Genomic DNA, 22,932 nt, shown 5'->3' with positions numbered 1-22,932 from the left:
GAGCTATCGGTCCGCCGGCCCCGGCTCGACAAGCCGGCGCGCGGCCAGTACGACGGCGGCCCGCTGCTCGGCGACCCGGCGGGCCGGTCCCGCGCCGCTGTGGACCGCGGTACTGCGGGCCAGTTCGGTGAGCATGCGCAACAGGGTCGGGGCGGCGATATCGGCGGTGATCGCCCCCGCACGCTGACCGCGTCTGATCTCGGCCAGTTTGGGGTCGACGGCGCGGCGCAATACCTGCGCAATCCGCTCGTCGGCCGGTTCCAGGTCTGCCCACGCCTGTAATCGTGCGTTCTCCGGGTGGGTGCGGAAATGGTCGAACAGCCGGCCCACGTAGCCGGGCAGGTCGTCGGCCCGCAGGGCGGTTTCGGCGGTGGTCTGCGCGGTCCACTGTTCGGTGACCGCGGCGTACAGGTCCGATTTACCCGGGAAGTAGGCGTAGAGCCGGTCCTTGCTGGCCCGCGCGGCCGCGGCGATCCGGTTGATCCGGGCGCCCGCGATGCCGTGCTCGGCGAACTCCGCTCTGGCCGCCGCGAGAATCCGGTCCCGGGTCGCCTGGCCTGCCGCACGCATACGGTGAATCGTAGCTTGCCGAACAAGATGGTTCGGAACTATGTTCGTTGCCGAACCAGATGGTTCGCCGAACCGGTCGATGGGACAGATGTGAGCGCGGATACACCACGGTGGCAGCAGTTGCGGGAGCAGACCGAGGGGGTCTCGGTCGCCGAACTCGACGATCTCTGGGCGCGGCTGCGGCCCGCGCGCGCCGAGGACATCCTGGGCGAATGGCGCGGTGCCGCCTTCCAGACCGGCCATCCACTATGCCGGGCGCTCCCCAAGAGCCGCTGGTACGGCAAAACCTTCCATGCGCTCGACGATGCGAAACCGCTGATCTGCCGGGCCGAGGACGGTTCGCTGTTCTCCGATGTGGAACTCGGCGGGGGCGAGGCCACCCTGTGGAATATCGAGTTCCGCGGCGAGGTCACCGCCACCATGGTCTACGACGGCCGTGCGGTGTTCGACCACTTCAAATGGCTCGACGACACCACCCTGATGGGCATCATGAACGGCCGCCCGGAACTGGTCCTCGCCGGTGGCGAGTACTTCTATTTCCTGCTGGAACGGGCGTAACGATGCGGACCACGGCGCTTCTGTCCCGCGATCCGGCGGCACCGTTCACCGCGGAAACGGTCGAACTCGACGGCCCCCGCGACGACGAGATCCTGGTACGCATCCTTGCCTCGGGAATCTGTCATACCGATCTGGTCAACCGGGCGGCGGGCAAACCCGACCGGCCGGTTCTGCTGGGTCACGAGGGCGCCGGAGTCGTGACTGCGGTCGGTGCGTCGGTGACCTCGGTGGCCCCCGGCGACCATGTGGTGCTCACGTTCCGGCACTGTGGCGCCTGCCCGAACTGCGCGACCGGCCGGCCCGCCTACTGCCGGCACTCCACCGCGCTCAACCATTTCGGACGCCGCGCCGATAAATCGCCGCGCGTCACCGTCGACGGCGCCCCGGTGCGCGACGGCTTCTTCGGGCAATCCAGTTTCGCCGGGTACGCACTGGCGACCGCGGACAACACCGTCGTCGTCGACCCGGCGGTGGACCCCGCCGTCGCGGCCTCCTTCGGCTGCGGTTTCCAGACCGGCGCGGGCGCGGTACTCAACGCCCTGCGGCCCGAATCCGGGGCCTGGCTGGCGATCTACGGCGGGGGAGCGGTCGGCTCGGCCGCGCTGCTGGCCGCGCGTACCGTACCGGGCGTGCGCACCGTCGTGGTGGAAACCTCCGCGGCGCGGCGTACTCTGGCAGCGGAACTGGGTGCCGATATCGTCCTGGATCCGGCCGGGGCGGGAACTGCGGAAACGGTTCGGGAGATCACCGGTGGCGGGGCCACGCACGCCTTGGACACCACAGGGATTGCGGCCGTGCTGGCAGATGCGTTCGCGGCGCTCACCACCGGCGCGACGGTGGTTGCGGTGGGCCTCGGCACCGGGGTGCCGCCCATCGACGTGCGCGATATGGTGCTGCAGGGCAAGACGATCCGCGGCTGCCTCGAAGGCGATGCGGAACCGGCCGGCTTCATCCCGCACCTGCTCGGCCTCTACGCCGACGGGAAGTTGCCGGTGGACCGGCTCGTGACCCGTTTCCCCCATACCGAGATCGCCGCGGCCCTCGCCGCCCAACATGCGGGATCGGTGATCAAACCCGTACTCACCTGGTGAGACGGCATCGGCTACGGGGCTCGCCGAACCCGTCGGCCGGTGGACGAATCCCGTTCGCCCGGCAGTCATCCGGTGGTCGTCTCGGTGGGCGACCCTGTGCAGGTCGGTTACCGGGCCGACCAATGCCCATCTGCTGACCGGTGCCGGGCACCGGGGAAAGGGCCGGCCGCCGTGTCCGATATGCCGATCCGCGACTACATCGCCGAATTCCTGCGTACCCACTGCGATCTCGAGTTCGACACCATCGCACCCCAGGCGACCCCGGCCGAACTCGGCCTGGATTCGCTCACCGTGCTGTCGATCATCGTGCTGGTCGAGAAGAAGTACGGTATCGAACTACCGGACCGGCAAGTGGCCGGCGCGCGGACCTTCGCCGAACTGATGGAGCTGCTCGGAGTGTCCGCGGCGCCGGCCTCCTGACCCGATCAGCCACCCCACCGCACAGCCTGTGAGGCAACTGTCGCAGAACCGCAACGCCCCGGTGACCGTATGGCTTCACGGCCGCGCTGCCCCGGGCACACCGGATGCCGGCCGGCCGCCGGCCGGGTAGTGGCCCCCGCGTGTCGTATCGGCGACACGCCGTGATTTACGGCGCTGACCAGAAGAATTCGGCGAGTCTCTCCCCATGAAGGGGTCGATTGCGCTTCAATAACCGATCGGGTTCGGCTTTACGGAAACGGCATTCGTCCGCCACCGGATACACCGGCATCCGAGAGGGGCACGACCACAATGAGCATGATCCTCACCGCACTGCACGACGGCCTTCCGGCGCTGCACGACAGCTATACGACGCTCGCCCAGGTCGGCAATCCCACCCCCGAAGCGCCACCGCTATCGGACAAGATCACCCAGATGACCCGGTATCTGACCTGGTTCGTCCTGCTCTCCGGCGTCACCGCGATCATGTTCGGCGGCGGCAAGTTCGCCTGGGAGAAATGGAACGGCGGCGCCCTCACCGCGCCGAAGCAGATCGCCGGCGCCATGATGGGCGGTGCGGTCGCCACCAGTGCGGGAACGATCATGAACGCCATCATGGGCGGCTGACCGGTCCCACCGGCTCCACAGCCACGGCATCGGCCGGACCCGTCCACCGCGATGTCGGGTTGGCGTCACCGGCGTTTCAGTCGGCATGGGCTTCCCTGGCGACCGCGATCCCCCGGAATCGCGGTCGCCAGGGGCTGGTCCGCTAGGCTCCACGGCTCCACGGCTCCACGGCTCCACGGCTCCACGGCTCCACGGCTCCACGGCTCCACGGCTCCACGGCTCCACGGCTATATGGCTATATGGGTCTCGATGGCTCGACGGGGCTCAACGCTCCACGGCTCCGGCGCAGCCGGTCAGGGCGGTCCGGATTCCGCGGCCCGCGGGTTCCGGGATCCAGCGGTTCGGGGGGCCCGGTTCCAGGACCCGGGTACCCGGGTCCAGCGACTCGGGGTCCGGCGAACGGCCCGGACGGGTTACCGGCGGACGTCGAGCCGGTCGAACGCGAACCGGACGTTGCCGACGCAGGCGGGAACCGCGACGTGGAATTGCCGGCGGTCTGGGCAGGGGCCGCCCAGGGGCGGCGAGGGCCTGCCGCCCTGTTCGACGCCGACTATCGCCATCACGTGGGTCGGTCGGGTCTCGGTACTGTCGGTCCGGGATCGCCGCTGCCGTGGCGCTCGCGGTGCCGGGTCCGTTCGACGTCTCGTGTACGGCGTGGGTGCTCTGCCCTCGAGAACGCCGGGTACCGCAGAGTGCACCGGCTACCGGCGGCCGGGTGATCGCGGGGGATCGTGGCTCCGGGGCCGCGGCCGGTTCCGGTCGGCGCCTCGGGAGCCGACCGGAGAACAGCGACCGCGGCCTCCGCTGCCGCGTCGAGCCTCCGCCGGAACGGGCCGCGTAGACGTGGGAACTGCATAGACGGGTGAGCAATGGGGACGGTAATGCCCGTGACGGCCGGGTGCGGAGCAGGTTGCTAGATTCGGTTCCGTGCACTCCGGCATCGCGGGAACGTTCGTTCGGTGGATGCTGCCGGCCTTTCTGGCGGTGGCACTGCTGGGCATGCATCATCTCCCCGCCGGCGATCCCGCTGCCGCCCCGGCGCACCATGAGCTGCTGCTGTCCACCGTCCCGGGAACCGGTTTTCCGGCAGCCGGTACGCAGTCCGATCCGGCAAACTCACGCTGTTGCACCACGCCGGCCGCGGTCGCGTCGGACCCCGCGCACGACGTTCCCGGCGGCCATGGTGCCGGCCACGAACTGTTGCATCTGTGCCTGGCCGTCCTGACCGCACTGGCCGGGATCGTGCTGGCGTTGTTCGTCGTCGCCCACGGCATGGACGGGTACACACCGGTGACGGTCATCCCGCCCGCCCCGATCGGCTGGGCGCGCCCCCCGCCACCACTTGCCCGGCGTTTGGCTTCCTTGGGTGTGTTGCGGCTGTGACGGACGCCCGCCGGGCCCGGTGTTCCGGGTCGCGGCGCTGCCGCGCCAGTCACGACAACCGACACTCAAGGAGAACGCAAATATGAACACGAAGTCGCTGACCGCATCCGCGCTCGCCCTCCTCGCCTCGGCCGTGGTGCTGACCGCCTGCGGTGACGACACCGGCGAATCGGGCACCGGGCCGGCGAGTGGTGCGATGACCACCTCCGCGGTCGCGGGTCCGTCGGGTACGTCGCCGGCGGAGGGCGAGCACAACGATGCCGATATCCGCTTCGCGCAGGAAATGATCCCGCACCACCGGCAGGCCGTGGAGATGGCGGCGCTGGTGCCCTCGCATTCGACCGACCCCCGGGTGATCGATCTCGCCGCCCGCATCCAGCAGGCGCAGGATCCCGAGATCACCGCGATGACGGGGTGGCTGCAGGCGTGGGGTGCCCCGGTACCGGAGGGCACCGGTCATTCCGGCGGCCATCACGAAGGTATGCCGGGCATGATGACCGATGAGCAGATGGCCGAACTCGAGGCGGCGCAGGGTGCGGAATTCGACCGGATGTGGCTGACGATGATGATCGACCACCACGAAGGCGCGGTCCAGATGGCGCAGACCGAACTGGCCGAGGGCAGCGATCCGCAGGCCCGGACCATGGCGCAGGAGATCATCGACGCCCAGCAGGCCGAAATCGAGGAGATGCGGGCGATCCTGGAAGGCTGAGCGAGTGAGGTGACCCGGCCGTATTCGGCGGGCCGGGTCACCTCGCCGGTTTCCGGGATGCCGTGGTTCGAGCGTGCGTTCGGAGCAGGCGACCCGGCTGTGTCCAGGCCGCGCCGTTCCGGGGATATCGGGCGCAGTCACGGGCCCGCTACCCGGTGCGGTTTCGCCGGGTAGCGGGGTTGTCGTTGCGGTGAACCGCGGGCGGAAGCTGAAACGGCATAGGGGTTCCCCCGGGCGGGGCGTGCTGTTCGCGGCCGGTGGCGATCCCGGTCATCCTGTTTCCGGCCCGGCCGGAGGTCGGTTCGTCGCCGAGCGTGGTGAGGGCTGTCAGAGCCGCGGTCATCGCGGCGGTGTCGATCGTGGAATCGTTGGACAGGGCGTGCAGCAGTACCCCGTCGAGGTACATCGCGATCGCCCGGGCGGCGGTGGCACCGGTGTGCGGAGTGAGGATATCGACGAGTCCGTCGAACCACACCCGGGCCAGCGGGCGGAGTTCGGGGTGGCGGGTCGCAGCGAGATAGAGCTCGTTGACAGTGAGCATCTGCTCCGGGTGATCGAGGTAGCCGGCGGTGAGCGCCGACAGCGTGGCCGGCAGATCGGCGCCGCCGGCCAGTCGGTCGGCGCAGTCCGCCAGGGCCGCACGGGTGGCCGCGGCGGTTTCGGCCAGCGCTGTCTCGGTGAGCTCGGCCAGGTCGGCGAAGTAGTAGGTTGTCGAGCCGACCGGCACGCCGGCTTCGGCCGCCACCAGGCGATGGGTGATTCCCGCGATCCCGTGACGGGGGATCAGGGCGCGGGTGGCGTCGAGTATGCGGCGGCGCCGGTGCGGGTCCCGGGGTGTCAATGCGCGCCCGCCAGGTTGAGGGTGACCACACCGGCGACCACCAGCGCCACCCCCGCGATCTTGGCGGGGCCTAGTGATTCGCCCAGGAACAGCGCGCCGACGATCACGATCAGGGTGGTGCCCAGACCCGACCACACCGCATATGCGAACCCCACCTGCATTCCGCGTGCGATCGCCTGGGCCAGCAGGACGAAGGCGACGGTGTACGCGGCCAGCGAAGCGACGGTCGGCCAGAGCCTGGTGAATCCCTCGGTGGCCTTGAGCAGGCTCGTTCCGACGATTTCGGCGACGATCGCCAGTCCGAGCATAACCAGTGCCATGGCCCGGTCCCTCCGTAGTGTGTACGTTTGTCCATGGACAAACGTACACCGATGCGCCCACGGTGCTTGGGCCCTGGCGTGCACCGGCGCCGGCTTTGCGGGTGACAGGCCGCTCGCCCGGGCCGGCGGGGAAACAGCGTGCGAAGGAGGCTCCGTCCGGATCGCGTGAAGGTGTTCGGGTTGTGGGCCGTGCGAGGCGCGCCTACCCGTACTCCCGCCGATTCCGGGACAGCCGGAACAGGATCACCAGCGCTGCCGCGCCCAGCGCGAGCAGGAGTCGGCGATCGGCGGAGAATCCGGCGGCCGCCATCAGGTCGATGGGTTCGGCGGCGGGCCGCGCGGCGACAGATGTCGGCGCGGGCGATCGAGACGGTGCCGGCGAGCCGGCCGGTGCGGATCCAGCGGGTTCGGTGGCGTCGGCGGGGGCGGGTTCGGTGGCGTCGGCCGTAGCCGCACTGCTCGCCGCATCGGATACCTCGTCGTGGGCGACCCCGCCCGCCGACGAGGTGATCTCCGCGGCGAGGTTGTCGGCGAAGGCGCCGATCAACGTACCCGCCACATCGGCCAGTGCGCCCCGGCCGAACTGGGCCGGTTTACCGGTGATCGCCAGTTCGGTGTCGACGAAGACATCCGTGACCCCGCTGGATTCCACCAGGCGGCAGGTGATCACCGCCTTCGCGGTGCCGTTGCCGCGGGTTTCGCGACCGCCACCTTCGAGGACCGCGATTCTGGCGTCCGCGTCCTGGGACAGGATCTTGATGACACCGTTGTAGGTGAGCCCGACCGGTCCGAGTTTCACCTTGATCTTGCCGTGGAAATCGTCGCCCTCCCGGGACGTGAGGGTGGCTCCCGGAACGCACGGCGCGAGCCGCTCGAGGTCGAGCAGAACGGGCCAGGCCCGGTCGGCCGGAACGGGGATCTGGAAAGTGTTCTCGAGTTTCATTCGCGGTCCTTGGCTTCGGTGGGCCGGTCAGGCATGCGGGGTCGCGGGGGTTTCGGCGGCGATCGTGGTGGCGGCGTCCCGGACGGCCCGGATGATGCCCTGGTAGCCGGTGCACCGGCAGATGTTCCCGGACAGCGCCTCGCGGATCTCGTCGTCACCGGGGTCGGGATTTTCCGCGAGGAACGCGGTGGCGGAGACGACGAACCCCGGCGTGCAGAAACCGCACTGCAGGCCGTGGTGGTCGCGGAATGCCTGCTGCACCGGGGAGAGCCGGCCGTCGGGTTCGGCCAGACCTTCGACTGTGGTCACCTCGGCGCCGTCGGCCTGGACCGCGAAAACCAGGCAGGCGCGCACCGCCGCGCCGTCGAGCAGCACCGAACAGGCACCGCAGACGCCGTGCTCGCAGCCGAGGTGGGTGCCGGTGAGACCGCAGGTCTCGCGCAGGTAGTCGGCCAGGGTGCGCCGGGGCGGGATCCGGTCCCGGCGCCGAACCCCGTTGACCACCACCGAGATCTCGATATCAGTCATTGCTCGCCTCCTCTACCGCGCGAGTCCAGGCCCGCGCGACCATGACCGCCCCGATCCGGCGCCGGTACTCGGCGGATCCGTGGATATCGGCGGGAACAGCGTTCAGAGCCGCGGTAGCGGACCGCCCGACTTCCGCGGGGTCGATCTCGGCGACCGGGCGCCCGAGCACCTCGGATTCTGTGGCGGTGGCCCGCACCGGTGTCGGTGCCAGGCCGAACAGTCCCAGTGCGACCTGCTCTACCCGGGAGTCCGCGTTCAACCGGACCGCGACGGTCGCTCCGGCCATGGCGAAATCACCGGCCCGGCGGGTGAATTCCTCGATCGCGAACCCGGTACGTCCCCGCCACACCGGGAAGGTGATCCCGGTGAGTAGTTCGTCGGGCTCCATGGCGGTGCTCCACATTCCGGTGAAGTAGTCCGCCGCCGCGATTTCGCGCCGGCCGCGCGGCGAGAGGGTGTGCATCCGCGCGTCGAGGGTCAGCGCGACCGCCGGGTATTCGCCGGCGGCGTCGGCATGGGCGATCGCACCGCCGAGGGTGCCGCGGTTGCGGATCTGGAAATGGCCGATCAGCGGGGTCGCCCGGTGCAGCAGCGGGATATCGCGGCGGATCTCCGCGGACCGCCCCACCGCGGCGTGCGTGGTGCCGGCCCCGGCCCATATCGAATCGCCGCGGGTTTCGATACCCCGCAGTTCGTCGACGCGGCGCAGGTCGACGAGATGGTCGAAGACGGCGAGGCGCAGCGCCAGCATCGGGACCAGGCTCTGGCCACCGGCGATGATCTTGGCCTCGTCGCCGAGGTTCGTCAGCAGGGCCACTGCTTCGTCCGCGGTGGCGGGGGCGTGATAGTCGAAGGCCGCGGGTTTCATGCGGTCACCTCCGGGTTCCGGTTCGCGCGGGCCGTCTCGATCATTTCCACGATCCGGGCCGGGGAGAGGGGGAGCCGGTCGATCTGCACGCCGAACGGCGCCAGCGCGTCGGCGACGGCGTTGAGCACTGCCGGTGTCGAGCCGATCGCGCCGCCCTCGCCGACCCCTTTGAACCCGCCCGGCCCGGAACTCGGCGTTTCGACATGACCGAGTTCGATCACCGGGACCTCGGTCGCGGTGGGCAGCAGATAGTCCAGGAAGGTGGTGGCGACCGGGTTCCCGTCGTCGTCGTAGGCCAGATGCTCGTAGAGCGCGCCGCCGATACCCTGCACGGTGCCGCCGTAGATCTGGCCCTCCACCACGTTGGGATTGATCATCGGCCCGACGTCCTCGCTGACGACGAACCGCAGCAGTTTCACCGCACCGGTGTCGATATCGACCTCACAGGTGCAGACGTGGGTGGCGTTGGCCCAGATCATCATCTGATCGGCGCGGTGCCGTCCGGTGGCCTCGAGCCCGGGCGTGACTCCCGCCGGAAGGAGTTCGGTCTGGAAGTACGCTATCTGCGCTATCTCGGCCAGTGACAGCGATTTCCCGGTCCCCGTCACCTCCGCGCGACCATGTGCGAACTCGACGTCCTCGATCGGGACCCCTAGTTGATGCGCCGCGATGGCGACGATCCGGTCCCGCAGTATCGCGGCCGTCTGCGCGATGGCGCCGGCGGCCATGGAACCGGATCGGCTGCCGTTGGTGCCGCCACCCTGCGGGGCCACGGCGGTATCGCCCTGCACGGTCTGCACATCGGCGAGATCCACGCCGAGCGCGTCGGCGGTGAGCTGGACGGCGGTGGTCTCCAGGCTGTTACCCGCCGACCCGCCCGAAAGGTAGACGTTCACTTTGCCGGTGGCCGAGATCCGGATGGTGGCGCCCTCGGTGCTCAGGAACGGGGTGCTGCCGGTGGTCGGTTCCACATAGGTGCAGGTTCCGACCCCCAGGTAGCGGCCTTCCGCACGGGCCCGGGCCTGTTCGGCGCGGAACGCGTCGTAGTCGAGGATCTGCAGCGCTTGTTCGAAGGTCTCCAGCGGCGAGGCGTCGGAGTAGGGCATACCGTTCGGATTGGCGACGGGCATTTCCCTGCGGCTGAGCATATTCCGCCGCCGCAGTTCTACCGGGTCCAGACCGAGACGGCGGGCGGCCGTATCCAGAAGTAGTTCGCGGGATACCGATTCGAACTGCCAGGGACCGCGGTAGGCCACCCGGCCGACGGTGTTGGAGTAGTAGGAGGCGGTGCTGAATCCGGCTTCCGGTACCCGGTACGGGCCGGGGAACAGCATCCCGACCGCGATCGAGGAGGTGAGCGGCGAGGGGATCGGGTAGGCCCCCACGTTCTGCACATGCTCGATGGTGGCGGCCAGGATGCGGCCGTCGTCGTCGAAAGCCATGGCGACCTCGCCGTGTTCGTGGCGGGCGGCGCCGGCGGCCATCAGGTTCTCCTGCCGGTCCTCGATCCATTTCACGGCGTGCCGCAGCGTACGGGCGGCCAGCATCACGCAGGTTTCCTCCCGCTGGGGGGCCACTTTCTGGCCGAATCCGCCGCCGGTGTCGCGCACGATAACTCGCACCCGGTGCTCGTCGACGCCGAGCAGCCGGGAACAGAAGCCTCGCACCTCGTGTGGTGACTGGGTGGAGGTCCAGACGGTCATCTCGCCGGTGGGGGCGGTCCATTCCGCGACGATGCCGCGCGTTTCCAGCGGGACCGGAGCGTAGGCCTGCTGGTGCACGGTCTGACGCACCACATGCGGGGCCGATTCGAACACCGGGGCGAGATCGGCGGGAGCCCGCCCGGCCAGCCCGCCCGCGGAGTTGCCGGGGTGTTCGGCATGAACGAGTCCGGTCGCGGTACCGGCGGTTTCGTAGTCGACCACGGGGTCCAGCGGTTCGTAGTCGATCACCACGAGTTCAGCGGCGTCCTCGGCGATGTAGCGGTCGGCGGCAACCACCAGGACCACCGGGTCGCCGACGAAACGCACTTCTCCCTCGGCCAGCGGCGGCCGGGGTACCTCCGGGAAGCCGGGAGTGTCCAGGGCGTAGGAGATCTCGGTGACGAGCGGGTTGAGTTCGGCGGCCGTGTAGATCGCCACGACACCGTCGAGCGCGGCGGCCTCGGTGGTGTCGATCGCCGTGATCCGCGCCCGGGCGAGCGGGCTGCGGACGAAACACGCGTGGACCATGCCGGGGCGGGTGATGTCGTCGACGAAGGTGCCGGCGCCGGTGAGCAGGCGCAGATCCTCGATCCGGGGGATCCGTGCGCCGACCGCGGTCGTTTTCTCGGTGGTGCTCATCGTCGGCTCCGTCGCGTCGGGGCAGGGGGTGTGGCGCTGCGGAACAGTCTGTGTCGACCCATCCGGCGTTCCTCCGTTCGCGGGATATCGCGGGTACCGGCGTGCGGACGCCCGGACCGCTGTGTGGTCCCCGATTCGGCCGGTCGGGCCCGGTGGCGTTACGGGGTTCGGCACGCCGATGCTGAGCACTTGTTTAGCACCGGCCTCTCGGCAGTGTCAATACAGGATATGCCGATTCAAAGAATTGCAATATCGGTTTTGGACAGTATTATTCTCGCATGTGATCCGGGGTTTCCCGCTACCGTCGCGGTGAGGAGATGGTGTATGCGCGAGCTGGCAGCACACCTGGCCGGTTGGCATGCCGAGGAGGTCGAGTACGCCCTGGCGACTGTGGTGGACATCCGGGGAAGCGCGCCGCTACCGCTCGGGGCGAGTATGGCGGTGGACGCCTCCGGTGCGGTCCGGGGCAGCCTGTCCGGCGGATGTGTCGAGGGCGCCGTCTACGATCTGTGCACCGCGGTGCTGGCCTCCGGGGTGCCGGTCCGGCAGCGCTTCGGGTACAGCGATTCCGACGCGTTGGCCGTCGGCCTCACCTGTGGCGGTGAACTGGAGGTTTTCGTCCAGCGGATCGGCGCGGCCGAGCGGCCGGTGCTCGAAACCGCCCTGAACGCGCGCGGCTCCGCGGCATTGGTCCGCGATCTCGCGACCGGGGAAACAGTGGCCGTGACACCGGAGTCGGTGATCGGATCAGGTGGTGACCCGCCGGAGTCGATGGCGGCGTTCGCCCGCTCCGCGGCGCAACAGGGCGTCTGCGGAATTCGGACGATCGGATGCGGAGCATCGGCCCGCGAACTGTTCGCCGAATCCTTCACCGCGCCACCGCGGATGATCGTCTTCGGTGCCACTGTGTTCGCCGATGCGCTCGCCCGGGTGGGCCGGTTACTGGGCTACCGCGTCACGATCTGCGAGGCGCGACCGGTTTTCGCCGACCGCGGCGGATATCCGGAGTACGTCGAGGTGGTCGCCGAATGGCCGGACCGCTATCTGCGCACCACCGAGGTGGATTCGCGGACCGTGTTGTGCGTGCTCACCCACGATCCGAAATTCGATATCCCGGTTCTGGTCGAAGCGCTCCGGCTGCCGGTCGCCTATGTGGGCGCGATGGGGTCGCGCCGAGCCGATATCGAGCGCCGGGCCCGGTTACGCGAGGCCGGTGTCACCGCGGCCCAACTCGCCCGGTTGCATTCCCCGATCGGGCTCGAATTGGGAGGCCGGACCCCTGAGGAGACGGCGGTCGCCATCGGCGCGGAGATCATCGCGCATCGGCACGGTGGTTCGGCGCGTTCGCTGTCGGCCACCACCCGGCCGATTCACGCGCCGGTCGCGGCGGTGGAGCGGTCCGGGGATCAGCGGATGAGGTCGTGCGGGGTATCGACATCATCGGGCGAACCGGTGTCGTCGCACGGAACATAGTGGATCAGTTCACGATTGGCGGCCAGGAACGTGCGTGCTCCGGTATCGCCGACCGCGGTGGCCATCACCGCCGGGAAGTGTTCGGCTCCCAGGAGCACCGGGTGCCCGGTCCGGTCGCCGTAGGTCGCCACGGCGAGGCGGGCGCCGGTATCGAGCAGTCTGCGCACGGCGCCGGACCCCAGCCAGGGCATATCGACCGGTACCACCACCGCCGCGCTTTCCCGGACCGCGCGCAGGCCGGTCACCAGCGACGAACCCATACCGCCGGCCCAGCCGGGATTGTGCACCACCGTGGCCTCTGCGACCTGTAACCGCACCGCACCCGATACCACGACCACCCGCGTGCAGCCGCCGTCGCGCAGCAGCCGGACGGCGCGATCCACCAGCCGCTCCCCCGCGAACCGCACCTCGGCCTTCGGCCGGCCGAACCGGCGGCCGGCGCCGGCGGCGAGCACCACTCCCGCGGCTTCCGTGCGCGGACCGGAACTTTCGGCATCCATGGCCGGCGGGGCCTATGCCTGCGGTAGGTCGATACCCAGCAGCGCGGCCTGCACCTGGTACAGCCGGTCGACGTCGCCGCGGAGCCCGGTCACGTTGTCGTGGTAGAGGAATGCCTCACCCAGTCGCACCAGGGAGTAGGCGAGCAGCGGGCGTTCCAGTTGCGGTGCGTATCCGTCCTGTTCTTCGGCGCGGGTGATGAGCTGTTGCACCGCGGCGAGGACGCGTGGCTGGACCGGGCCGTCGCTGGAGGTCAGGATGCGCAGGCCGGCCAGTGGTTCGTTCTCGAAATAGCGCCGGAACGGTTCGTTGCCCGCCATCCAGCGGTTGACCCGGTCGAGTACGGCCAGGATGCGCCGGGCGCCCGTATCGCGCCGTCGCGCGTCGGCGCGTTCGATGAGTGATTCGAATTCCCCGGACAGGACCGCGCCGAGGACGCCGTCGCGGGAGCCGAACCAGCGGTAGATCGAGGCGCGGCTCAATTTGAGCTGGGCGGCGATCGCCTGGATATCGACCCGTTCGCCGGCCAGAAAGGCCTGCCGGGCCAGGGCTACGACTTCTTCCCGGGTGGCAGAGGCAGGACGGCCGGGGGGTCGGGACGTACGGCTGGCTGTGGTCACCCCAGTTACGATACACATAGTGTCCCGTGTATCTAAAGGGTGGTTTCTGGGGTCATCCGGGCTCCGAGTGTAGAGATCATGCCACCGGCTGGGTCACCGGGGATCGGGCGGACCAGCGGCCGCCCCGGCGGTCGACGCGGACTGGATGGTCGAATGCCTCGGAAATGTTTGCCGTGGTGATGGTTTCGTCCGCCGCGCCGGTGGCGACCGGCCGCCCCCCGGCGATCAGCAGTGCATGGGAGGTACTCGTCGGCAGTTCCTCCAGGTGATGGGTCACCAGCACGGATGCGAGGTCGGGCAATGTCCGGTCCAGGGTGGCGATGGTGTGCAGCAGTTGTTCGCGCGCGGCCACATCGAGGCCGGTCGTCGGTTCGTCGAGCAGTAGCAGCCGCGGGGCGGTGATCAGCGCGCGGGCGATCAGCGTGCGTCCCCGCTCGCCCTGGGAGAGAGTGGGCCAGGTCCGTCCGGCCTTGGCGGCCATGCCGACCGCCTCGAGCGCATCGTTCGCCGCATCGATATCCGCCGGGCGCGGTGTCCAGCGCATCGGGAAATCGACCGTGCCGGTGAGCCCGGTGAGTGCGACTTCCCGCACCGTCAGTGGCGACCGCAGTGGATGACGGGGATTCACATGCCCGATGGAGCGCCGGAGTTTCTGCAGTTCCACCCGCCCGAGTTGTTCCCCGAGGATGCGGACCGTCCCGCTGGTGGGATGGGTGAGTGCGCCGCAGAAACCGAGCAGTGTGCTCTTTCCTGCCCCGTTCGGGCCGAGCAGTGCCCAGTGTTCGCCGGCGCGGACGGTCAGCGAGATGCCGTCGATGATCGGATTGCCGTCGCGCCGGAAGGTGACATCGGTCAGCTCCACAACGGTGGTGTTCACTGTGTTTTTCCTTCAGGTGTGGGTGTGCTCTGTGCGATGGGGCATCGTCGGTGACTCTGGGGGCTGGCCGGCGCTGTGACCCGCCGCGGTGACACGCTCACGCGAAGGCTTCCTTGATGGTGTGGAGGTGGGCGCGGCTGTAGGTGGCCGCCGCGGCGGAGTCGCGCGCGGCGATCGCCTCGGCGAGCTGTTCGTGCGCCGCGTGGTCCTCGTCCGGGGTGGGCATCGGGCGCAGTTGCAGCATATCGATCATCGCGGCCCGGGACCGGGGGAGGAAGGTGTCGAAGAGCTGGGTCAGGATGTCGTTGTGCGCGGCCACGATCACGGCGCGATGGAACGCCGTATCGGCGTCGACGAGGTCGGCGATCGTGCCACCCTCGGTGGCCCGTACCGACAGCGCCCGCCGGATGGCGCGCAGATCGGCCGGAGTACGCCGCGCGGCGGCCAGCGCGGCGGCCTCGGCCTCGATGGCGATCCGGGCTTCGAGGACCGCGGCGATGGTGGCCCGGCGCAGCACGATATCCCAGTCCTCAGGGATGTCCAGTGCCGTGACGAAGACACCCGCGCCTTGCCGGCTGGCGAGCACGCCCTTACCGGCCAGGACGCGCACGGCCTCGCGCAGTGTCGAGCGTCCCACGCCGAGCTGGGCGGCCAGCGTCGTCTCGCCCGGCAGCTTATGCCCGAGCGGCCATTCGCCGGCCCGGATGCGGGCCAGTAGTAGATCGGCTGCCTGCTCGGCCAACGGGTGGCGTCGCACCTGGGTAACCATCCGAACCTCGCTACTTGTCTGATGAGTTGTGTACAGTCTGCCATATGTCGCAGCAGCTTCTCCTCGGCCGCCACGGCGGGGCCTGAACGATCGGCCGCCCCGCCGTGGGGTCTTGTCGTCGGCCGATCACCGTTTCCGTGCGGCCGAACGAACAGGAAGATTCGGGACGAATCCCCATGACCACGACATACCCCACCATCGACACACCCGCCGGCGCGCTCCCCGAGGCCGCGCCGGACTGGTACCGGCAGCGGCACTCACAGATGCCGTCGCACCGGTATCGCGATATCCACGATCGGGTACAGGTTCCCGAGCAGGAGCGGCGCTGGCCGGGCGCCCGGATCCGGCAGGCCCCGCTGTGGGTCCCGGTGGACCTGCGCGACGGCAACCAGGCCCTGGCCGAACCGATGGATCCCGAGCGCAAGCTGCGGTTTTTCGCCCTGCTGGTCGCCATGGGGTACAAGGAGATCGAGGTCGGCTATCCGTCGGCTTCGCAAGCCGATTTCGATTTCGTACGGGTCCTGGCCGATACCGGGACCGTCCCGCCGGACGTCACGGTCGTGGTGTTCACCCCCGCGCGGCGGGACCTGATCGCCCGGACGGTGGAATCGGTCCGCGGGCTGGCCGGCGAGGTGGTGATCCACCTGTACACCGCCACCGCCCCGGTTTGGCGGGATACCGTGCTGGGCAAAGATTCCCGCGAAGTCCGCGAACTGATCCTGGCCGGCGCGCGCGATGTTCTCGAACTCGCCGGTGATCTGCCGCGGGTGCGTTTCCAGTTCTCCCCGGAGGTGTTCAACCAAACCGAACCCGGCTACGTCCTCGACATCTGCGACAGTGTCACCGAGCTGTGGCAGGCGAGTCCGCAGCGCCCGGTGACCCTGAATCTGCCGGCCACGGTGGAGATCGCGACTCCCAATGTGTACGCCGACCAGATCGAGTACATGCACCGCAATCTGGCCCGTCGCGACAGCGTCGTGCTGTCGGTGCATCCGCACAACGACCGCGGCACCGGGGTGGCCTGCGCCGAACTGGCGGTACTGGCCGGTGCACAACGGGTGGAGGGCTGTGTCTTCGGCAACGGCGAACGCACCGGCAACGTCGATATCGCCACCCTCGCCCTGAATCTGCATGCCCAGGGCGTGGACCCGATGATCGATTTCTCCGATGTCGACGAGATCCGGCGCACCGTCGAATACTGCACCCGTCTGCCCGTCCATCCACGGCATCCCTATGTCGGGGATCTGGTGCACACGGCGTTCTCCGGCACCCACCAGGACGCCATCAAGAAGGGATTCGCCGAGCATCGGGAACGGGCCGCGCGCACGAACCGACCCGAACACGAGATCGAATGGCGGGTACCGTACCTGCCGATCGATCCGGCCGATATCGGACGCGGTTACGACGCCGTGGTCCGGGTGAATTCGCAGTCGGGCAAGGGCGGTATCGCCTACCTGCTCGACACCGAATACGGTCTGGACCTGCCCCGGCGGTTGCAGATCGACTTCGCCCGGCAGGTGCAGCGGCATACGGACGGTTCCGGGACGGAGGTCACCGGAGCCGAACTGCGTGCCCTGTTCGACGCGGCCTATCTGGATACGCCGGAACCGCCCGACGTAGAGTTGAAAGACCTGCGTGTCGTCAGCTCGGAGGAGTTCCCGGTGATCAGCGTGGGGCTCGTGGTCGACGGCCGGCCGCACCGGAGTACCCATGCGGAGCGCAGCCCGGTATCCGCGGTGGTCTCGGCACTCGGGCAGGTGGGCCGCGTGATCGAGGTGCTCGGCCTGTCCGGCCACCCTGTCGCCGGACAGGCGATCGCCTACCTGGAGTATCGGCGTGCCGGCCGGATCGGATGGTCGTGTGCCCGCGCCGATTCGGTGGACGCGGCCGCGGTGGCAGCCGTGGTGCGGGCCGCCGGGACGGCCGCTCGCGGGTGAGCGGGGGCGGAATCCGTCCGGCTTCGTCGCGGCGCTCGCTCGCGTGGCCGCCGGTCGTACCCGGGGGCTCAGTCTCCGGTCCGGCCGTCGATCTGTTCGCGCAGCAGATCCGCGTGACCGTTGTGCCGGGCATACTCCTCGACGAGATGTAGATATACCCAGCGCAGGCTGTATTCGGTTCCGGCCGGATGGTGGCAGCGGTGGTCGAGTGGGAGATCGGCCACCGCTGCGTCCGCCAGCTGTGTCTCCTGCCGGTAGACGGCGAAATCGGCAGCCGGATCGGCGGTGCCGGTATTGCCGAAATCGCCGTTCGGGTCGGTTTCGGAGCAGTAGAGATACTCGAGCCGCTGTCCCGCCGCGGTGATTCGCAACCAGCCGCGCTCGACCTCCGACATATGGCGCACCAAGCCGTGTAACGACAGTGCCGAGGGTGGTACCGCACGCTGTTTCAGCTGCGCGGTGCCGAGGCCGGCGCATTTGGCGAGCAGGGTCTGCCGGTGGAAGTCCAGCCAGGACTGCAGCATCGGCCGTTCCGGGCCGGTGGGTACGGTGTCGATCCGGTCGATATCGGGGGCGCGCCAGCTCATCCCGACCAATCTAACCGGTCGTCTGCGACGCGCCACTGTCCCGGGACCGACCACATCTCCGGGTGCGGAGATGACCACACCGGCCGGCGCCGGGTTCGGCCTGCTCGAGCCGAGTTCCCCGGATCACTGCATCCGGGGAGCAGTCTGTCGCGAACCGTTCGGCCGGTCCGGAAGCCGGGCTCGCGCCGCGATACGGTGCGGTGTCCGGCCGGGTCAGAACCAATCCTGTGCCATATCGAGTGTGGTGGTGTCGAGATCGCCCAGCAGGTCCAGTTGCGGTCCGGTACGGGGAAGTTCGTGGCGGAAGAAGTAGCGAGCCGTATGCCGTTTACCGTCGTAGAAATCGCCGGTGCGGCCGTGCGCGGCGAGCATCTGCTCCAGCCAGATCCAGGCGACCACGTGGTGGCCGAAGGCTTCCAGATAGACGGAGCTGTTGGCCAGCGCGACCTCGATATCCCCGGTGGTGAACAGGTTGCCGGTGACCGTGATCAGTCGACTCCACGACTTCTCCAGCCGGTCGGCGAGTTCGGCGGGCTCACCGCCGAGTTCGTGCGCGGCCGAAAGGGTGGCCCGGATGCGGTCGTCGAGTTCGCGCAGGCTTGCCCCACCCTGCTGGGTGACTTTACGGCCCAGCAGGTCCAGGCCTTGGATACCGTGGGTGCCCTCGTGGATGGGGTTGAGGCGGTTGTCGCGGTAGTGCTGTTCGACGTTGTATTCGCGGGTGTAGCCGTATCCGCCGAGGACCTGGATGGCGAGATCGTTGGCGGTCAGGCACCACTGCGAAGGCCAGCTCTTCGCGATCGGCGTGAGTATGTCCAGCAGCAGGGTGCGGGCGCGGCGTTCCTCATCGGATTCGGCGGTGCGCTGTTCGTCGATCAACCGGGCGCAGTACAGCACCAGGGCCAGCCCGCCCTCGGCGTAGCTCTTCTGCGCCAGCAGCATCCGTTTCACATCGGCGTGCTCGATGATCGGGCGTTGCGGGGCGGCCGGATCGGCGGCGCCTTTGGTGCGGCCCTGGGGACGGCTGCGGGCGTAGTCGAGGGATTCGAGGTAGCCGGTGTAACCGAGGGCGGCGGCCACCAGCCCGACCCCGTTGCGTGCCTCGTTCATCATGTGAAACATGTATTTCAGTCCCTGGTGCGGTTCGCCGACCAGGTAGCCGATCGCGCCCGCGGCACCGTGTGGCGTCCAGCGGCCCTCGCCGAAATTGAGGACCGTGTTCACCGTCCCGCGGAAACCCATCTTGTGGTTGAGTCCGGCGAGCGCCACATCGTTGCGTTCGCCGAGCGATCCGTCCTCGTGCACCAGGAATTTCGGCACCACGAACAGTGAGATTCCCTTGGTGCCCGCCGGGCCGCCGGGGATCTTGGCCAGCACCAGGTGCACGATATTGTCACCGAGTTCGTGATCGCCGCCCGAAATCCACATCTTGGTGCCGAACAGCCGGTAACGACCGGGCCCGGGCGGCGGCCCTGCGTGGTTACCTTCCGCTACCGCCTCCGGGTCGGGCCCGCTCATACCGGAAGCGTCGGGTTCGGCGCGGGTGACGATATCGGCGAGTGAGGATCCGGCCTGCGGTTCCGACAGGCACATGGTGCCGAAGAACCGGCCCGCCAGCATCGGCGGTACGAACCGGCGTACGAGGCCGGGTTCGGCGTGGGCGGCGAGCAGGTTGGCATTGCCGATGGTCAGCAGGGGATAGGCGCTGGTGCCCGGGTTCGCGGCGTGGAACCAGGCGAAACCGGCCTGCGCGACGGCCGCCGGCAACTGCGCGCCGCCCAGCTCGGTGTCCATGGTGGCGCCGACCATCCCGGCGTCGGCGAAAGCGGACAATGCCTGTCCGACCTCCGGGATGATCGTGACCTTGTCACCGTCGAAGGCCGGTTCGCGGCTGTCGTTGAGTTTGTTGTGGGTGGCGAAATATTTGGTGGCCAGCTGCTCGCTCAGGTCGAGAACGGCATCGAAGGTCTCCCGCGAATGCTCGGCATAGCGGTCCCGCCGGGTGAGGCTTTCGACATCGAGCCATTCGTAGAGCAGGAACTCCAGATCACGCCGGGACAGCAGAGTAGACCGCATAACCACCCTTTCGGTACAAGTTGCGGCCAGAGTATCAAATATGGCCGGATGTCGTGATCCCGAACGCCGCGGGTCTCCGCGCTGGGCCGGCCGTGCGTATCAGGCGTCGTCCTCGCTGGCCAGCAACGCCAGGATCGCGGCGGCCATCGCCGCGGGGTCGCCGTCCTCCGGCCGCAGCACGAGCGCCGGGGCCACGGGCGGTTCATAGGGATCATCGATACCGGTGAACCCACGGATTTCCCCGGTCCTGGCCTTGGCGTACAGCCCCTTGGGGTCGCGGGCCTCGCAGATGTCCAGCGGGGTGTCCACGAAGACCTCCAGGAACGCGATACCGGCGGCGTCGTGCACCGCTCGGGCCCTTTCGCGGTCGGTTCGGTAAGGACTGATGAGCGAGACGATCGCGACCGTTCCCGACTCGGCGAACAGTCGCGCGACCTCACCCACCCGGCGGATGTTCTCCGTCCGGTCCGCGGCCGAGAACCCCAGATCGGCATTGAGGCCGTGCCGCAGATTGTCGCCGTCGAGCAGAAACGCCGGCCGCCCCGCCGCGACCAGGCGGCGTTCGAGCTCCACCGCCACCGACGATTTCCCGGAACCGGACAGCCCGGTGAGCCAGACCGTACGACCACGAGTGGGCCGTTCCGCGCGGCCGACCGCGCTCGAATGCCACACCACCCGCGAGGCGGGCAGGCTGGGACCGGTGATCATCCCGGCGCCGACGGTATCGCCGGTGGCGTCGTCGACCAGCAGGAAACTGCCGGTGGTGCGGTTACGGCGATACGGATCGAATTGCAGCGCCTGCCGGGTCCGCAACTGGACCCGGCCGATCTGGTTGAGCGCCAGGGTATTCGCGTTCTCGTCGCGGTGCAGGGTGTTCACATCGAGCCGGTAGTCCAGGGAGCGGATCTCCGCCGTGACACTGCGGGTGGTGTGCCGCACCGTGTACGACGCGCCGGGGCGCAGCTCCGCTTCGTCGCTGAACCAGCACACCATGGTGTCCAGATCGCGGCCGGTCTGCGGCCGGTTGGCCGGGCGGCACAGCATATCGCCGCGGCCGATATCGAGCTGATCGGCCAGCGTCACCGTCACCGCCTGCGGGGGGAAAGCCTCGGTCAGCGGGCTGCCGCCCGGCCCCCAGATCCCGGTCACCGTGGTGGACAGCCCCGAGGGCAGTACGGTGATCTCGTCCCCGGGCGACCACACCCCGCTGGCGATCGTTCCCGCATAGCCGCGGAAATCGGGGGTGTGACTGCGGATCACGTACTGCACGGGCAGCCGGGCGTCGATCAGGTTGCGGTCGGAGGCGATATGCACTTCTTCGAGATGGTGCAGCAGCGGCGTGCCCTCGTACCAGTCCATGGTGGCGCTGCGGTGCACGATATTGTCGCCGTGCAATGCCGACATCGGGATGAAGGTGAGATCGGCGATGTTCAGCCGGGACGCGAAACCCGCGAATTCCTCCCGGATCTCGGCGAACCGCTGCGCCGACCAGTCCACCAGGTCCATCTTGTTCACGCACAGCACCAGATGCGGTACGCCGAGCAGGGAGGCCAGGAAGGCGTGCCGGCGGGTCTGTTCCACCACGCCGTGCCGGGCGTCCACGAGGATCAGTGCCAAATCGGCGGTCGAGGCGCCGGTCACCATGTTCCGGGTGTACTGCACATGCCCCGGGGTATCGGCGATGATGAATTTGCGGCGCGGGGTGGCGAAGTAGCGGTGCGCGACGTCGATGGTGATGCCCTGTTCCCGTTCCGCACGCAATCCGTCGGTGAGCAGAGCCAGGTTCGGATAGTCCTCGCCGCGGTCGCGGCTGGTGCGTTCCATCGCGTCGAGCTGATCGGTGAACAGGGTTTTCGAATCGAACAGCAGCCGGCCGATGAGGGTGGATTTCCCGTCGTCGACGCTGCCCGCCGTGGCCAGGCGCAACAGGGAGCTCATCAGAAGTAACCCTCTCGTTTACGGTCTTCCATCCCGGCCTCGGAGATCCGGTCGTCGGCGCGGGTCGCACCGCGTTCGGTGATCCGGGCGGTGGCGACCTCGGTGACCACCTCGGCCGGTGTGGCCGCGGTGGATTCCACACAGCCGGTGCAGGTGGCATCGCCGACGGTGCGGAACCGGACCAGCGCCTCCCGCGGTTCCTCGCCGTCGAGCAGGGTGAGGAACCGGGTGTGGGCCAGTAGCATCCCGTCGCGCTGGACCACCGGCCGGCGATGGGCGTAGTACAGCGGCGGCAGATCGATATCCTCGGCCGCGATATAGCTCCAGATATCGAGTTCGGTCCAGTTGGACAGCGGGAACACCCGGATATGCTCGCCGGGGCGGTGTTTGCCGTTGTAGAGATTCCACAGCTCCGGCCGCTGCCGGCGCGGATCCCATTGGCCGTACTCGTCGCGGAAGCTGAAGACCCGTTCCTTGGCGCGGGCTTTCTCCTCGTCGCGGCGGGCGCCGCCGAATACTGCGTCGAACCGGCCCTCGCGCACACTGCGCAGCAGTGTCGTGGTCTGCAACCGGTTACGGCTGGCCCGCGGGCCGGTGTCCTCGGTGACCCGCCCCGCGTCGATATCGTCCTGGACCCGGCCCACGAGCAGGCGTAACCCGTACTTCGCGACGACCTCGTCGCGGTAGGCGATCAGCTCGTCGAAGTTGTGCCCGGTGTCGATGTGCAGGATCGGGAACGGTACCGGCGCCGGCCAGAACGCTTTGGTGGCCAGATGCAGCATCACCACCGAATCCTTACCGCCGGAGAACAGGAGAACGGGACGTTCGAAGGTCGCGGCCACCTCCCGCAGGATGTGGACCGATTCGGCCTCGAGTGCGGCCTGATGCGAAAGCTCGTAAGTGCCCGCTGCCGACTTCGTGTGCTGGCTCACGCTTAAAAACTAGAACACGTTTCTA

23 protein-coding genes are annotated in these 22,932 nt (G+C 68.8%); 8 read left to right on the top strand and 15 right to left on the bottom strand.

Annotated features, from left to right (window positions below; all coding sequences use genetic code 11):
• Nucleotides 1-3: 3 nt before the first annotated feature.
• Nucleotides 4-570 (bottom strand): TetR/AcrR family transcriptional regulator, encoded by a 567-nt coding sequence (locus tag IU448_RS03650; RefSeq protein ID WP_195054039.1) that lies wholly within the window; start codon nt 568-570, stop codon nt 4-6.
• A 27-nt stretch (nt 571-597) separates the two neighbouring features.
• Between IU448_RS03650 and IU448_RS03645 the strand changes: the two genes are divergently transcribed.
• The 6 genes from IU448_RS03645 to IU448_RS03620 all read left to right on the top strand — a co-directional run bounded on the left by IU448_RS03645 (nt 598) and on the right by IU448_RS03620 (nt 5,358).
• A complete protein-coding gene (locus IU448_RS03645; RefSeq protein WP_195054038.1) occupies nt 598-1,128 on the top strand; it encodes a DUF4334 domain-containing protein in 531 nt (176 codons plus the stop codon).
• A gap of 2 nt (nt 1,129-1,130) precedes the next feature.
• On the top strand, nt 1,131-2,219 hold the full coding sequence (locus tag IU448_RS03640) for an NAD(P)-dependent alcohol dehydrogenase (protein ID WP_195054037.1): 1,089 nt from the start codon (nt 1,131-1,133) through the stop codon (nt 2,217-2,219).
• 180 nt (nt 2,220-2,399) lie between these two features.
• Nucleotides 2,400-2,639: an acyl carrier protein gene (locus IU448_RS03635; RefSeq protein ID WP_228812202.1), complete on the top strand. Its 240-nt coding sequence runs from the start codon at nt 2,400-2,402 to the stop codon at nt 2,637-2,639.
• 309 nt (nt 2,640-2,948) lie between these two features.
• Nucleotides 2,949-3,263 (top strand): hypothetical protein, encoded by a 315-nt coding sequence (locus IU448_RS03630; protein WP_062979654.1) that lies wholly within the window; start codon nt 2,949-2,951, stop codon nt 3,261-3,263.
• A gap of 927 nt (nt 3,264-4,190) precedes the next feature.
• Nucleotides 4,191-4,646 carry a hypothetical protein gene (locus IU448_RS03625; RefSeq protein ID WP_195054035.1) on the top strand — a complete coding sequence of 152 codons (456 nt, stop codon included), beginning with the start codon at nt 4,191-4,193 and terminating at the stop codon, nt 4,644-4,646.
• Between the two features lie 82 nt (nt 4,647-4,728).
• Nucleotides 4,729-5,358, top strand: a complete 630-nt coding sequence (locus tag IU448_RS03620) for a DUF305 domain-containing protein (protein WP_195054034.1) — start codon at nt 4,729-4,731, stop codon at nt 5,356-5,358.
• Nucleotides 5,359-5,506: 148 nt separating this feature from the next.
• On the opposite strand, the gene IU448_RS03615 is transcribed toward IU448_RS03620, so the two are convergent.
• The 6 genes from IU448_RS03615 to IU448_RS03590 all read right to left on the bottom strand — a co-directional run bounded on the left by IU448_RS03615 (nt 5,507) and on the right by IU448_RS03590 (nt 11,200).
• Nucleotides 5,507-6,199: a TetR/AcrR family transcriptional regulator gene (locus IU448_RS03615; RefSeq protein WP_195054033.1), complete on the bottom strand. Its 693-nt coding sequence runs from the start codon at nt 6,197-6,199 to the stop codon at nt 5,507-5,509.
• Nucleotides 6,196-6,519, bottom strand: coding sequence for a DMT family transporter (locus IU448_RS03610; RefSeq protein WP_195054032.1), 324 nt, complete (start codon nt 6,517-6,519; stop codon nt 6,196-6,198). Before IU448_RS03610 ends, IU448_RS03615 begins: the two co-directional genes overlap by 4 nt.
• 202 nt (nt 6,520-6,721) lie before the next feature.
• Nucleotides 6,722-7,462 carry an SRPBCC family protein gene (locus IU448_RS03605; protein WP_195054031.1) on the bottom strand — a complete coding sequence of 247 codons (741 nt, stop codon included), beginning with the start codon at nt 7,460-7,462 and terminating at the stop codon, nt 6,722-6,724.
• A gap of 27 nt (nt 7,463-7,489) precedes the next feature.
• The gene (locus IU448_RS03600) at nt 7,490-7,990 is read right to left on the bottom strand and encodes a (2Fe-2S)-binding protein (protein WP_195054030.1); all 501 of its coding nucleotides are present in this window, start codon (nt 7,988-7,990) and stop codon (nt 7,490-7,492) included.
• Nucleotides 7,983-8,858 carry an FAD binding domain-containing protein gene (locus IU448_RS03595; RefSeq protein WP_195054029.1) on the bottom strand — a complete coding sequence of 292 codons (876 nt, stop codon included), beginning with the start codon at nt 8,856-8,858 and terminating at the stop codon, nt 7,983-7,985. The genes IU448_RS03600 and IU448_RS03595 overlap by 8 nt, the downstream gene beginning before the upstream one ends.
• Nucleotides 8,855-11,200 (bottom strand): xanthine dehydrogenase family protein molybdopterin-binding subunit, encoded by a 2,346-nt coding sequence (locus IU448_RS03590; RefSeq protein WP_195054028.1) that lies wholly within the window; start codon nt 11,198-11,200, stop codon nt 8,855-8,857. The genes IU448_RS03595 and IU448_RS03590 overlap by 4 nt, the downstream gene beginning before the upstream one ends.
• A 324-nt stretch (nt 11,201-11,524) precedes the next feature.
• Between IU448_RS03590 and IU448_RS03585 the strand changes: the two genes are divergently transcribed.
• Complete coding sequence (locus IU448_RS03585) at nt 11,525-12,673, top strand: XdhC family protein (RefSeq protein WP_195054027.1); 1,149 nt, start codon at nt 11,525-11,527, stop codon at nt 12,671-12,673.
• On the opposite strand, the gene IU448_RS03580 is transcribed toward IU448_RS03585, so the two are convergent.
• The 4 genes from IU448_RS03580 to IU448_RS03565 form a co-directional block, all read right to left on the bottom strand.
• On the bottom strand, nt 12,607-13,173 hold the full coding sequence (locus IU448_RS03580; RefSeq protein ID WP_195054026.1) for a nucleotidyltransferase family protein: 567 nt from the start codon (nt 13,171-13,173) through the stop codon (nt 12,607-12,609). The genes IU448_RS03585 and IU448_RS03580 overlap by 67 nt on opposite strands.
• A gap of 12 nt (nt 13,174-13,185) precedes the next feature.
• Nucleotides 13,186-13,791, bottom strand: coding sequence for a QsdR family transcriptional regulator (locus IU448_RS03575; protein WP_324188498.1), 606 nt, complete (start codon nt 13,789-13,791; stop codon nt 13,186-13,188).
• A 76-nt stretch (nt 13,792-13,867) separates the two neighbouring features.
• A complete protein-coding gene (locus IU448_RS03570; protein ID WP_195054024.1) occupies nt 13,868-14,668 on the bottom strand; it encodes an ABC transporter ATP-binding protein in 801 nt (266 codons plus the stop codon).
• Nucleotides 14,669-14,765: 97 nt separating this feature from the next.
• Complete coding sequence (locus IU448_RS03565) at nt 14,766-15,437, bottom strand: FadR/GntR family transcriptional regulator (RefSeq protein ID WP_195054023.1); 672 nt, start codon at nt 15,435-15,437, stop codon at nt 14,766-14,768.
• 263 nt (nt 15,438-15,700) lie between these two features.
• Between IU448_RS03565 and IU448_RS03560 the strand changes: the two genes are divergently transcribed.
• Entirely contained in the window at nt 15,701-17,374 is a 1,674-nt protein-coding gene (locus IU448_RS03560) for a 2-isopropylmalate synthase (protein ID WP_195055009.1), read from the top strand.
• 68 nt (nt 17,375-17,442) lie between these two features.
• On the opposite strand, the gene IU448_RS03555 is transcribed toward IU448_RS03560, so the two are convergent.
• The 4 genes from IU448_RS03555 to cysD form a co-directional block, all read right to left on the bottom strand.
• On the bottom strand, nt 17,443-17,961 hold the full coding sequence (locus IU448_RS03555; protein ID WP_195054022.1) for a DinB family protein: 519 nt from the start codon (nt 17,959-17,961) through the stop codon (nt 17,443-17,445).
• A gap of 213 nt (nt 17,962-18,174) precedes the next feature.
• A complete protein-coding gene (locus tag IU448_RS03550; RefSeq protein ID WP_195054021.1) occupies nt 18,175-20,037 on the bottom strand; it encodes an acyl-CoA dehydrogenase in 1,863 nt (620 codons plus the stop codon).
• A gap of 99 nt (nt 20,038-20,136) precedes the next feature.
• Nucleotides 20,137-21,975, bottom strand: a complete 1,839-nt coding sequence (cysC, locus tag IU448_RS03545; protein ID WP_195054020.1) for an adenylyl-sulfate kinase — start codon at nt 21,973-21,975, stop codon at nt 20,137-20,139.
• The gene (gene cysD, locus IU448_RS03540; protein WP_195054019.1) at nt 21,975-22,907 is read right to left on the bottom strand and encodes a sulfate adenylyltransferase subunit CysD; all 933 of its coding nucleotides are present in this window, start codon (nt 22,905-22,907) and stop codon (nt 21,975-21,977) included. The genes cysC and cysD overlap by 1 nt, the downstream gene beginning before the upstream one ends.
• Between the last annotated feature and the right edge of the window lie 25 nt (nt 22,908-22,932).

The sequence above is a fragment of the Nocardia flavorosea genome, from assembly GCF_015477805.1.
Taxonomy (GTDB): domain Bacteria; phylum Actinomycetota; class Actinomycetes; order Mycobacteriales; family Mycobacteriaceae; genus Nocardia; species Nocardia flavorosea_A.
The sequence above is the reverse complement of the archived record's forward strand: the minus strand, read 5'-3'. Positions and strand labels throughout refer to the sequence as shown.

Bases quoted from the DNA above. Each gene is read 5' to 3' on its own strand.
- IU448_RS03650 (WP_195054039.1), bottom strand. From the start codon at position 570: ATGCGTGCGGCAGGCCAGGCGACCCGGGACCGGATTCTCGCGGCGGCC.
- IU448_RS03645 (WP_195054038.1), top strand. From the start codon at position 598: ATGGTTCGGAACTATGTTCGTTGCCGAACCAGATGGTTCGCCGAACCG.
- IU448_RS03640 (WP_195054037.1), top strand. From the start codon at position 1,131: ATGCGGACCACGGCGCTTCTGTCCCGCGATCCGGCGGCACCGTTCACC.
- IU448_RS03635 (WP_228812202.1), top strand. From the start codon at position 2,400: ATGCCGATCCGCGACTACATCGCCGAATTCCTGCGTACCCACTGCGAT.
- IU448_RS03630 (WP_062979654.1), top strand. From the start codon at position 2,949: ATGAGCATGATCCTCACCGCACTGCACGACGGCCTTCCGGCGCTGCAC.
- IU448_RS03620 (WP_195054034.1), top strand. From the start codon at position 4,729: ATGAACACGAAGTCGCTGACCGCATCCGCGCTCGCCCTCCTCGCCTCG.
- IU448_RS03610 (WP_195054032.1), bottom strand. From the start codon at position 6,519: ATGGCACTGGTTATGCTCGGACTGGCGATCGTCGCCGAAATCGTCGGA.
- IU448_RS03605 (WP_195054031.1), bottom strand. From the start codon at position 7,462: ATGAAACTCGAGAACACTTTCCAGATCCCCGTTCCGGCCGACCGGGCC.
- IU448_RS03600 (WP_195054030.1), bottom strand. From the start codon at position 7,990: ATGACTGATATCGAGATCTCGGTGGTGGTCAACGGGGTTCGGCGCCGG.
- IU448_RS03595 (WP_195054029.1), bottom strand. From the start codon at position 8,858: ATGAAACCCGCGGCCTTCGACTATCACGCCCCCGCCACCGCGGACGAA.
- IU448_RS03590 (WP_195054028.1), bottom strand. From the start codon at position 11,200: ATGAGCACCACCGAGAAAACGACCGCGGTCGGCGCACGGATCCCCCGG.
- IU448_RS03585 (WP_195054027.1), top strand. From the start codon at position 11,525: ATGCGCGAGCTGGCAGCACACCTGGCCGGTTGGCATGCCGAGGAGGTC.
- IU448_RS03580 (WP_195054026.1), bottom strand. From the start codon at position 13,173: ATGGATGCCGAAAGTTCCGGTCCGCGCACGGAAGCCGCGGGAGTGGTG.
- IU448_RS03565 (WP_195054023.1), bottom strand. From the start codon at position 15,437: ATGGTTACCCAGGTGCGACGCCACCCGTTGGCCGAGCAGGCAGCCGAT.
- IU448_RS03560 (WP_195055009.1), top strand. From the start codon at position 15,701: ATGCCGTCGCACCGGTATCGCGATATCCACGATCGGGTACAGGTTCCC.
- IU448_RS03555 (WP_195054022.1), bottom strand. From the start codon at position 17,961: ATGAGCTGGCGCGCCCCCGATATCGACCGGATCGACACCGTACCCACC.
- IU448_RS03550 (WP_195054021.1), bottom strand. From the start codon at position 20,037: ATGCGGTCTACTCTGCTGTCCCGGCGTGATCTGGAGTTCCTGCTCTAC.
- cysC (WP_195054020.1), bottom strand. From the start codon at position 21,975: ATGAGCTCCCTGTTGCGCCTGGCCACGGCGGGCAGCGTCGACGACGGG.